This is a genomic window from Pseudanabaena cinerea FACHB-1277, from assembly GCF_014696345.1.
In the GTDB taxonomy this organism is placed as follows: Bacteria; Cyanobacteriota; Cyanobacteriia; order Pseudanabaenales; family Pseudanabaenaceae; genus Pseudanabaena; species Pseudanabaena cinerea.
Window position 1 is genome coordinate 1 of the sequence record NZ_JACJPY010000115.1, and the last position, 10,587, is coordinate 10,587.

The 10,587-nt window shown below is 36.6% G+C and carries 12 protein-coding genes and 1 pseudogene; 5 read left to right on the forward strand and 8 right to left on the reverse strand.

Going from position 1 to position 10,587, the window contains the following annotated elements; all coding sequences use genetic code 11:
* Nucleotides 1-102: 102 nt before the first annotated feature.
* From H6F44_RS20790 to H6F44_RS20820, 7 genes are all read right to left on the reverse strand, one after another.
* Nucleotides 103-480 (reverse strand): bluetail domain-containing putative surface protein, encoded by a 378-nt coding sequence (locus tag H6F44_RS20790; RefSeq protein ID WP_190353004.1) that lies wholly within the window; start codon nucleotides 478-480, stop codon nucleotides 103-105.
* A 49-nt stretch (nucleotides 481-529) separates the two neighbouring features.
* On the reverse strand, nucleotides 530-850 hold the full coding sequence (locus H6F44_RS20795) for a hypothetical protein (protein WP_190353005.1): 321 nt from the start codon (nucleotides 848-850) through the stop codon (nucleotides 530-532).
* Between the two features lie 219 nt (nucleotides 851-1,069).
* Nucleotides 1,070-2,734: a Tic22 family protein gene (locus H6F44_RS23340; protein ID WP_242016682.1), complete on the reverse strand. Its 1,665-nt coding sequence runs from the start codon at nucleotides 2,732-2,734 to the stop codon at nucleotides 1,070-1,072.
* A 73-nt stretch (nucleotides 2,735-2,807) separates the two neighbouring features.
* Nucleotides 2,808-3,890 carry a hypothetical protein gene (locus tag H6F44_RS20805; protein WP_190353006.1) on the reverse strand — a complete coding sequence of 361 codons (1,083 nt, stop codon included), beginning with the start codon at nucleotides 3,888-3,890 and terminating at the stop codon, nucleotides 2,808-2,810.
* 119 nt (nucleotides 3,891-4,009) lie between these two features.
* Complete coding sequence (locus H6F44_RS20810) at nucleotides 4,010-4,600, reverse strand: hypothetical protein (RefSeq protein WP_190353007.1); 591 nt, start codon at nucleotides 4,598-4,600, stop codon at nucleotides 4,010-4,012.
* 23 nt (nucleotides 4,601-4,623) lie between these two features.
* Nucleotides 4,624-5,049: an SH3 domain-containing protein gene (locus H6F44_RS20815; RefSeq protein WP_190353008.1), complete on the reverse strand. Its 426-nt coding sequence runs from the start codon at nucleotides 5,047-5,049 to the stop codon at nucleotides 4,624-4,626.
* Nucleotides 5,050-5,154: 105 nt separating this feature from the next.
* Nucleotides 5,155-5,565, reverse strand: coding sequence for a hypothetical protein (locus tag H6F44_RS20820; RefSeq protein ID WP_190353009.1), 411 nt, complete (start codon nucleotides 5,563-5,565; stop codon nucleotides 5,155-5,157).
* A gap of 235 nt (nucleotides 5,566-5,800) precedes the next feature.
* Here H6F44_RS20820 and H6F44_RS20825 point away from each other — a divergent pair, with 235 nt between their 5' ends.
* The 5 genes from H6F44_RS20825 to H6F44_RS20845 are packed head-to-tail and all read left to right on the forward strand — an operon-like array spanning nucleotide 5,801 to nucleotide 10,461.
* Nucleotides 5,801-6,364 carry a hypothetical protein gene (locus tag H6F44_RS20825; RefSeq protein WP_190353010.1) on the forward strand — a complete coding sequence of 188 codons (564 nt, stop codon included), beginning with the start codon at nucleotides 5,801-5,803 and terminating at the stop codon, nucleotides 6,362-6,364.
* Between the two features lie 11 nt (nucleotides 6,365-6,375).
* Nucleotides 6,376-6,957, forward strand: coding sequence for a DUF1822 family protein (locus H6F44_RS20830; RefSeq protein ID WP_190353011.1), 582 nt, complete (start codon nucleotides 6,376-6,378; stop codon nucleotides 6,955-6,957).
* A gap of 7 nt (nucleotides 6,958-6,964) precedes the next feature.
* A complete protein-coding gene (locus H6F44_RS20835; protein WP_190353012.1) occupies nucleotides 6,965-9,220 on the forward strand; it encodes a hypothetical protein in 2,256 nt (751 codons plus the stop codon).
* A gap of 4 nt (nucleotides 9,221-9,224) precedes the next feature.
* On the forward strand, nucleotides 9,225-9,815 hold the full coding sequence (locus H6F44_RS20840; protein ID WP_190353013.1) for a CPBP family intramembrane glutamic endopeptidase: 591 nt from the start codon (nucleotides 9,225-9,227) through the stop codon (nucleotides 9,813-9,815).
* 46 nt (nucleotides 9,816-9,861) lie between these two features.
* Nucleotides 9,862-10,461, forward strand: coding sequence for a DUF3782 domain-containing protein (locus tag H6F44_RS20845; RefSeq protein ID WP_190353014.1), 600 nt, complete (start codon nucleotides 9,862-9,864; stop codon nucleotides 10,459-10,461).
* A gap of 13 nt (nucleotides 10,462-10,474) precedes the next feature.
* On the opposite strand, the pseudogene H6F44_RS24255 reads toward H6F44_RS20845, so the two are convergent.
* Nucleotides 10,475-10,587: pseudogene (locus tag H6F44_RS24255) on the reverse strand (Rpn family recombination-promoting nuclease/putative transposase); the annotation flags it as partial.

Below are 10,587 nucleotides of genomic sequence, written 5' to 3' on the forward strand. Positions count from 1 at the left end.
GAATGCTGCTGGTTTATGGAACTTCTATTTAGATTCTGCTTAAAAATGGATGGAAAAAGTAAAACCCTTTCTGTACTTTACTTTTATTTCCCAACAGGTCTTCTATACAGCAAAGTAATTGGTAGGAGTTAATGCACCTGTAGCCATTGTGCTAGTCATGCCTGTAACGTTGATAACGAGGTCTGTATTAGTGTTAAAGGGCGCAAGTCCATCATTGACAGAGACATATTTACTACCGTTCCATCTGAAGAAGACGGCTTGGTTTGCACCTAATGCTTGATTTCCTGCAAGATTGGGGTTGACATCAGTATAGGCGGAACTAATTGCACCACTCAGGGTTGAATTAGAGAATACGCCTGCATTAAATACGCTGCTAGGTAATGATTTAAGGGCAATGCGATCGCCCATAAGCATCAATAAATAAGGTGTGGATTGCATGGGATCAATCCACACCTCAACAACTTGCCAGTCACAGGTCATTTATTTGTAATCAAGAGCATTGGGCGAGTAATATCAATTATTTACTTGGCTACTTCTTGAACTTGCCACCACGCGATCTATTCATATTGGAGTTTTCCCAACGCAAGTTACCTTGTGAATCGTGTCCCACGTCATAGCCCTTGGGATTGCGCCATTTACGAGCATTATCGCCACGAGTGCGTTGTTCGTTTTTCAACCAACCGCGAATATGTCTTGGTGTTTTGGGATCGTTGATGCTATTACGCTTCAAGACTGCCTTACCTGTTTGAAATGCAGCACTACGATGTTTTTTACCTGCAAAGGCAGCTTCAACACCTGTTAGTAAAAACAAGGAGATGAGACAGGCTGAAATGATGGTTTTTGGGGTCATTTGATTACTCCAATTGATAAAGATAGATGTTCGAGATGGCTATTTAGAGATTGCTCTAGAATTACGTTTGGCAGCATTACCTAGAGGTTTTTTGCCTTGTCGCTGAACCCAATCATCAGCTTAACGTTTTGACCTGATGTATGGATTAAGAATAGCTTCCTAATTAAGTTAAGGGAAATAGAAAAGTTGGGTTATTCATTCTGTAAAAGTTGGGGAAAATTATTTAGATGAGCTATTCTGCTTGATATATTCAAACGCACTACGAGAAGGTACAAATTCAAACCTTTCTGTTTCAGGGTTTGGCTTACCATTTTTCGCGTCTACCATCAAATCAAGTACATAATATAAACTCGTAACTTGAATTTTAGTTGAGTTAGATACATTTGGCTGTGCTTGCATGGCTTTATTAAGAAGACTTTGTAGGTCTTTTAAATCGAAGAAATAGGGTACAGTTTGCTTCCCATCTATAGTTAGAGTGAGCAACCCATTTGTTCCATTGGTATTTCCAGTAGCAAAGAAAACTGGAATATTGGGCAATTTATTTGCGAATTTCCCTTGGGATGGTAGTATTTCTCGTGCAGAGTCTAGACTAGATTTGGAAGGTGTAATTTGAAATGTGATATCTTTTCGATCTTGGTTCTTTTTGATTGTCTGATAGGCTTCAGTCAATGAGCGAGCGATAATTCGAGCATTTTCACTAAGTTCAGGATTAGTATTTTTAATCCAATTTAGATATGCAGTGGCATCATCGGGGTTGAGAAAGAAAAATAAAACTTGAGGAGAATTAGTGTCATTCTTACCAAACAAGGGTTTACCAGTAGCATCTGCAATTATGAATACTGGAATGGAATTTAATTTTTCTAAAACCTGTGCTTCGGATGAGCTGATATTTGCACTGAGCAAAATTTTAGGAGATTCTGGCTCAAACTTCTGATTGTTAAGGCGAATCGGTGACTGGGGAAGATTTGCGTTAGAAGGTCTAACTGAGGTTTCTGGATTGGAGGTTGCTGGTTGTGAATTCGAGCTAAAGTTACTCTTGTAATACTCAGTTAACTTGTTTTGAAATTGAGGACAATCCCGCTTGATGGCTCCTCCGATCATTCTTCTTGTTACAATATCAACATCATTTCCACTTTCACTATGCATCTTTCTTGACAAGTTTGCATGAATAAAAAGGTATTCTTGATCTAGTTTTTTTACGGTTGGTTTAACATTGGATACGACATCAGGGATAGAAGAGCCTTGATTGAGTAGCTGACAAGTTTTTGTCTGTACTACAGAAATTAAATCGTCACTATTTACAGATTCGGAGTACGGGCTTGAACTCAAGTCAAAAGTGAATGAGGATTTGATAGTCTCACCTAAAGCTTTATCATTCCTATTGATGGAGATGGTTACTGAATTTTTTTGATTGGACAGAAAAAAAAGAACATCATCATAATAGGAACCCAAAGAATAACTCTCAAAACCTATTGCGGATTCATTCTTAAATATGATTTTGCGAAAATTATTGCGATAACGACCCTGTTTTGCTATCTCAATCAGGCTATCTCCAGAACGCGAATCAATTGAAAGACTGCCAGAAGGTGGATTTAGTTCAGTAGAAACCTTATTGCTTATCAGGCATCCATTAAAGTCAAAATCTGATGGATTCTCAATCGAAATATACATTTTGTTGTCAGTGATAACTGACCTAGTTCGATAATTAGCAGGGATATTAAAGGCGATACCGTACTTCTCAACTCGAATTTGTCTGGTTTCTCTGCTAGGTGGAGCAAATGGAGCTAATTGGCATGGATTACTGCGTTGAGCGTGAGACGGAAGGGCATGGACAAGGCTAAGTCCAAGTAGCGCGGCGATTGTAACTAGATGTTTTGTTTTCATTGGTTACTCTGAATAGATTTAATAAAGTAAGATGAATTTTAAGTTAAACAGTTCGATTGTCGGGCAGATGGTACTACCAAGATGGTTTTATCCCATCTATAACAGCACCCTTCCTAGTTTTCTTATATACTCCTTGAGATGCCACACATTCTTGTAAGTCTTTGTCCATTTCAGGGTTGATCTTGTATAAAGTTTTCCCACGATACACCCAGTAAGTTCTCCCAGTATGCCTGAAAGCAGCTTTAACATCTTTATACAAAAAAGTTGAATAAGGTGGATTTAGATCTTCACCTGCAAATGCCTCAAGTTCAGTACCATTTGCATAATTTGTATAAGAGTCAGTAAATAGCTTTCCCGATCTTAATGATATGGAACTGATAGTAACTTCTTGACGACCACTATAAGGACTGGCAGGTCCATCAACAAACTTAATGCAGAGACGATTATTGCGGGATAAAACTTCTCTGTGAGAATTGTTAAACATAGTTCCTTCACCAACATAAACTCCATTGAGCAGTTTGGTAGCAGGATTATTAGAAGCCTGAGAAACAGAAGACGAAGTTGTAACTGAGTTAGAGCTTGAACTCAAGTCAAAAGTGAACGAGGATTTGATAGCCTCACCTAAAGCTTTATTTTCTCTATTAATCGAGATAGCTACTGAGGATTTTCGGTTAGGAAGAAAAAATAGAACAGCATCATACAAGTCTGCTACATTTCGATATTCAAAGCTTATGGTAGGTTCATTTTTAAATGTTATTTTGCGAAAAGTGTTGGCATAGCGACTCAGACGCTCATTAGCTATGTCAATCAAACTTTTTCCAGAACGCAACGAATCAATAGAAAAGATTGCAGAAGGTGCAAATATTTCATCGCTTGGGATCTTGTTGATTCTCATGCATTCATTAAACTCAAAAGCTGAGGGATTATATATCGAAATATCCATCTTGACATCAGTAATGTACGAGCTAGTTCGATAATTTTCTGGGATATTAAAAGCGATTCCATACTTCTCAACTCGAATTTGTCTAGTCTCTCTGCTAGGTGTAGCAAGTGGGGCTGACTTGCATGGATTACTGCGTTGAGCGTGAGATGGAAGGGCAGGGACAAGGCTGAGTCCAAATAGCGCGGTGATTGTAAGTATATGCTTTGTTTTCATTTGGATTATTGACCTCTTTCGATGATTTCAAAATTGTCTAAGTTATTTATAACATTTGCTATAAAAAATAAACTAGAAAAGTTGGGTGTTTTAAATGTGAAAAGTTGGGCTTTTTGAGATCATCTATTCATTTTTTTCTCGGCATAATCATGAGCATTGAAGATACCATTATCATTTAACCTATTCCTAGTTTCATAATTTAAGCTGTTGTATTCATTACAAGCAGCATGGTATGCAGCGTAATATGCGTTTCGATAATCTTCTTTTCGTTGCTCGTTGGTCATTGCGAAACGTTCAGCAAACTTACCACCAAAGAACCAATGAATAACTGGATGTATAAACAAGGCGAAATCCCATGATGTCCGTATAAATTCAGGAAACTTATTCCATTCTGCTAAATGTTGAAAGTAATAAAAACGCACAAAAAGTAATATTCCATAGGTAAACCAACCTAAACCAAATTTTTTTACCTCAAGTGCTGAGAAAAAAGAAGATATTGCAAATATAGATATTGTGCTGATCCAACTATCTAAAGGGAAAGAACCATCTAACTTTCTTACTAAAGCAGAGATTAGAATTATTTTCCATCCTGTCATAAGCCCAATAACAATAGTAAAAAAAGAAATAAGAGCAATAAAGAAAACGATATACCCTAAAAGCACTTGAAAATATATAGTTAACAGATTTTTAGGATTAGATGAATTAGACATAATATTTCTCCATCACCTAGTAACTATTGGCAATTAACTTTGACAAAATCACTTTTTAGCCAACCTTGAGCCTTACTGGAGGGAAATTCGATTTGATACCAAACTGCACCTTCCTTATCATTTTGATTGGCAAGCAGGTTAACAACATCATTGGGCAATCCATAATGCTCGGCTGAATATTCTAGTCCTGCTCCAGACCTGATATTTATTTCAGCATCAGGCTCACTCGCTACCAGTGTGCCAGTTGAGCAAAGTGCAGAGGTCTGGGAGCTAGGCGATCGCTGATTAACTTTTGCCTTATCATTGTTGGCAGGGAAAATTATTGCAATGACTAAATATAGTATAATTATTGGCGTTAACATCATCATTGCGAAATCAACTTCATTTTTAAAGTAGAAAGTTTCTTCATCCTTTTTATTATAGTTACTCATTTTAGAAATACCTTTCAAATCAACTTCTTGTAAGCGGTTACAAAAAGCAATAAGCTTTGATTTATAGCAATCGGAACAGCATAAATCTCGGCTTATTGCGTCTCTAACTAAATAGTCTGTGAACTATCGACCTAGATGCTTCATATTCAACTGATAACCACCAAGATTTTGGATACTTAGAGGCTGTGGAACAATTACTGGATTAAAAGAATTTCCGTAGTTTGGAAGTTGATGAGTAATTGGTGATATTGATCTCAATGGAGGAACCGCTTGTGAGTTCCAACCAGAACCAATTCGAGTGATAGTGGTCACAGGATATACATTCGTATACGAACTCTCTACAGTTTTTGTGACAGTCGGTTGTACAACTTCGTTAATAGTAGAGGAACTTGAATACGTCCCAACATAACTTCCAGATTGTTGTCCAGAAACTGTCTGTGTCCATGTCCATGTTTGAGCCTGTGCTTGATCAGGAGTTGCAGTGATTAAGGCTAAGCCCAATACACTGAATGTAGCTGCTAGCAACTTTTGCATATCGTTTCCTCTACAATTATTGTTTACAAGGATGGTTTAAAAACCGATATGATCAATTTAGCAGACGAATTAACCCGTAACTACATTTAATATGTTTAAGAGTTGGGGTAATTTAGTTGGGGTAATTTAGGATCTGAGCTATTCAGCAAGTATCAAGAGTGATAGTATTTCTCTATGACTCAATACTTACTCTGCTTACTCTCGCATCAAAGCACATTAAGAAAACGTTGTAAATATGTCCTCACAGCAACCACTATGTCCAGAGTGTCTGCAATTCCAGAAAAATACTGGGATTGATATAGAGCCGTTTTTGCAAAAGCTAACCGCCATCAAGCAAAAATATGTCAAATATAACAAGACGCTTTCACCACAAGAAGTTGAGTATATATGCTTATCTCTGTCGGGCTATAGAAAGGAGCAAATTGCTTTCTATTTTTATAAACGCCGTAAAATTCCTAATCAAGAAGAACTGAATAGGTGGGATGACAAGTCTAAGAAAACGAAAGTAAAGCAGTTGAATTCAGATATGTCTCCAACCATTCATAAATATGTCAACGAATTAATGGGAGTGGATCGGTTTCCTTCTTGGGTAAGAGTGATCGAGTTCTTGCAAAACAAGGGGTATGATCGCAATTATCCCCAAAACACCCATACTATAAAGATTAGGCGAGTTCAGGGATGGATTGAGTATGAAGATGATGTTGATATTAATGAGAGTGAGATCTCACAAGAACTACAACAGATTCTTCAAGACAAAATGAATAGACGTATAAAATTAAGAATATCTCTAGTTAATTAATTTGGAAAAACATGAAAATTCGTAAGAAGATAGTTATAGAAGGTGCTGATGAAGATCTCAAAGATCTACTCGCTCTTTTTGAAGATGGCAAGATTGGTGAATTTAATGGGTTTCAAATTTTGGATATGTCAAAAACAGTAGAAATTTCTACAGTAAATCAGCGATCGCTAATCTCTCAAACCCAAGACTTACTTGACACAATCCAAGAAGAAGTAATTAGCGTCTTTGACTTTTGGCGACAATGCCTCGAATTTAAGGGAATGCAAATTGTCAGAGGTGAGTCACTTAACAGAGTTATCCAATTCCCTCAAGTTCTCACAGAACTGTCAATCACAGTATCTGAAGTCAATGAAACAGAAGTGCAAGTATTTCTAAAGGTAAGAGCAATTGAGGGCAAAGGTTACTTACCAGAACATCTAGCCATTAGCATCTTTGATGATGAAGGTCAACTCATTCCCGACATTCAAATTACTGCGAATACGAGCAGTTTCGATATTACTCACAATCAAAAATTTATTTGTGGATCGGGCGATCGCTTTAGTATTAGTCTCACACTAGGCAACGAAACTGTCGTAGAAAATTTTCCGAGGTAATTTGACGATGACAAAAAGAATCTATCTCAAATTTGGCTCTCCAATTTTATTGCAAACTTCCATAGATGCTTTACCCGTCACATTGAGCATTTATGACGAAAAAGGACGATTTGAAGAAAAAAGTTCTTACTTATCCATAATGCCAGAATCATTATCTGAAGCATTTAACCAATGGCGAAAGAATATAACTCCCAATAGCAAAGGCTATGGTAATGATATTCGGCGGATGCGAGTTGAGGCAATTCCTGAACAAAACATCTCAAAAGTAAGTGGTGCTGTTAATTTTCAAGAGATTGCAAATGACTTTAAACATAATCTCAACCAATGGCTGCATATCAGTAACTGGTTTGATGAAAATGGCGATCGCGATCGTAAAATTCCAACAACCCTCGAAAAATATTGTCAACTGACAGAAGAAGTTCAGATTTTTGTACAGACCGAAGATCGCAAATTAAGGGGACTACCTTGGCAAGAAGCAGATATCTTCACAAAATTTTTTGATGCTCACAAAGATACAGAATTATCTATCAGTGCTACAGACTTTGAGCGTCCAGATCAAAACCAAATCTTATTAGTAGAATCCAAAATCAGAATTTTAGCGATCTTTGGTGATTTTAAACTTGGATTAGAAAAAGAAGAAGAATTACTTCTTAACTTAGATAAATATGGAGGGGCAATCACCACTCTACTCCAACCCGATCTCAAAAAGTTGGAAGAAACATTGCAAGATCCAAAGGGCTGGCACATCTTATTTTTTGCTGGTCATAGCCGTAGCGATCACAATGGCAAAATTGGCTGGGTAAAAATTAATGACAATGACGAACTAGCGATCGGCGATCTGACAGAATTCATAAAAAAGCTCATCAACGATAAATTACAACTTGCCATTTTTAACTCCTGCGATGGCTTAGGACTAGCCAATCAACTCACATCACTCAATCTACCTTATTGCATTGTCATGCGCGAGGAAGTCGAATCCCCTTTTGCGCGTAGGTTGCTTGAACATTTCCTTGATGCCTTTGTCCGCAAAGAAAGATCCATATTTTCAGCTATGCGTTTCACCCGTGACCGTCTGCGTGAAGAATTTGATGAAGTCCACAAAGTTTTTGGTAAAAGTTGGTTGCCAGCGATCGTGGCTAATCCAGAAGCAAGAACTCTTACTTGGGATAGTATGTTCACTGAGCGCCGATTAGATAAAAAATGGGAGGTTCTTCTTTTTGGAATTATCTTAATTGCCATGTTTAGCTTACCTTTGAGCATTTTTCTAGAATTTGGCGGCTTTGAAACCTTAAAAATATATGCTCAACTGTATCCACATCTAATAGTTTATCCTTCCATCTTTTTAGGAATATCAATTTATTCGCTTTATCGAGCAATATGCTTAATTAGACAAAAGGGCAAAGTGTTTTGGCGTTTCACATTAGGAGTTGTGATTTTCAGTATTATCGCCGTCTCGTTAGATTTAAGCTCCGATCCAATTTTATTGTTTGAAATCAAGCCAGATGCTACTTCTAGTATCCAAATCCATCAAATTCCTGAAAATTTAAGCCGCAAAGAATTTCTGTACATATACTTTGATACCAATAATCAAGCTGTACTAAATCAACAATATATTAAAAAATCTGCACAAGAAATCGTTAAGAATCCAAGCATAAAACAAAATCCTAATCCTAAATACAAAGAATTCACTGATTTTTTTAAAACTTCTCTTAAATATGAACATTGGAAAAGCCAGCTTTCCTTCAGCCGTTTATTTTACACATTTGTCGATCTAGCAATTTTCTTATGTGGTTTTGAGATATTTGCCTTACTAATTCAAAACTGGTGGAATCCCTCTTCAGTATTTAAGAGTCACAAATACTTCACTTATTTAATTTTTTGTGATGCTAGTTTACTGCTTTGGGTTCCTTTTTATTCTTACTACACAACAACAATCAAAAAATTGCTATTTAATCAAGATATGTCACTTGGAAATCTTGCAGGATTAGTACCGATATTTATTTTAATTTTACTAATATTGACATTAGTTGTTACTTGGACTCAATCAAAAACACAAAAGCACAAATATATTTTTAGTACGACAGTTATTTTACTTATAATTTGTTCTTTTTTGATACATATATTTGGTGGGGTCTATTTCATAGAAAAAACATTTGGTATCGCGAATGAAAGTCTTCTTATTACTTGGGGTGGAGCAATTGCCCTTATTTTATTGCCCTATTTAGGCATTAATTATTTTATCGACGCAAAAATCAGCGAATAAAGTTATGAGTATTTTTGGAGACATTATAATAATTATAATTGGATTATACGTCCTACCCGTTATTTTAATTCTTGTTGGCATAATCCCCTTCGGTTATCGATTTATCACCTTAGGAATAGTCGGATTGTTGATTATTTTATCTGCTATTCTCAAAAAAGTATCTTTTTCTGAAGTTGGTTTTAATCAACACAACTTAATTCCTGCACTCAAAAATATATTACCAATCACAGTAATTTGCACAGTTTTATCTATCCTTTATTATCATTTTTACGGTGCAAGAATAGATAACTCTGGAATTCCTATATACTTCTATGTTTTCTATATATTCATATCCACTCCCCTACAAGAATTTCTATATCGATCCTATATCTTCCATATCCTGTCAGAAGTAAATCTTTCTCGATATTTTTTAATTATTTCACCAGTTTTATACGCTCTCGCCCATATTATTTATAATGATATTCCAACAGTAGTAATGAGCTTAGTTATTGGTATTTATTGGTCATATCACTATGCATGTTTCAAAAATTTATACAGCATAGCCTTTAGTCACATAGTCTTGGGTATCGTGGCGATCGCCACTGGTATTTTATAAGAACTTCTCATACAATAGCTTTAATTTGCTATCCTTAAAAAAAGCCATGAGCCAACCCATCACCCTAGATGACATCTTCGCCCTCTTCCGTGAAAGTGAGCAGCAACGTAAGGAATACCAGCAAGCTGCCGAACGAGAAATGAATCGACTACGTGAACAAAGCGATCGCACCGACCAACAAATCGAAAAGCTCATTGCTCAAGTTGCCCAAACCAACAAACAAGTAGGAGGGCTAACGAGCCGATGGGGAGAATTTGTCGAAAACCTGATCAAACCTGCCGCCGCCAGACTATTTCAAGAAAAAGGAATAGAAGTACATCTCACGGCTCTCCGAGTTACGGGTCAAGATGATCAAGGTTCCATCGAAATTGATATTCTCGTAGAAAATACCACTGAAGTAGTCGCGATCGAAGTGAAATCTCATTTAGAAGTTCGTGATGTGAAAAGATTTTTACAAACCCTAGAGCGCTTCAAAAAAGCATTTCCCAAACACAAAAACGATAAACTCTATGGAGCCGTAGCAGGAATTAAAATCGATGAAAGAGTTAACGAATATGCGATTCAAGAAGGACTATTCCTAATCCAACCCGCAGGTGATTCCGTAATTATTGCTAATGGCAAAGACTTTAAACCAAAAATTTGGTAGTGCTATTGCTCGCTCAAATTCTTTCAATAGCTTCGTATGACAATCCAGTCGATTCAACAATAATTTCAATAGCGATATTCTGCTCTTTCAAAGCCTTAGCAACTTTCTCAATCCCTTTCTCAATCC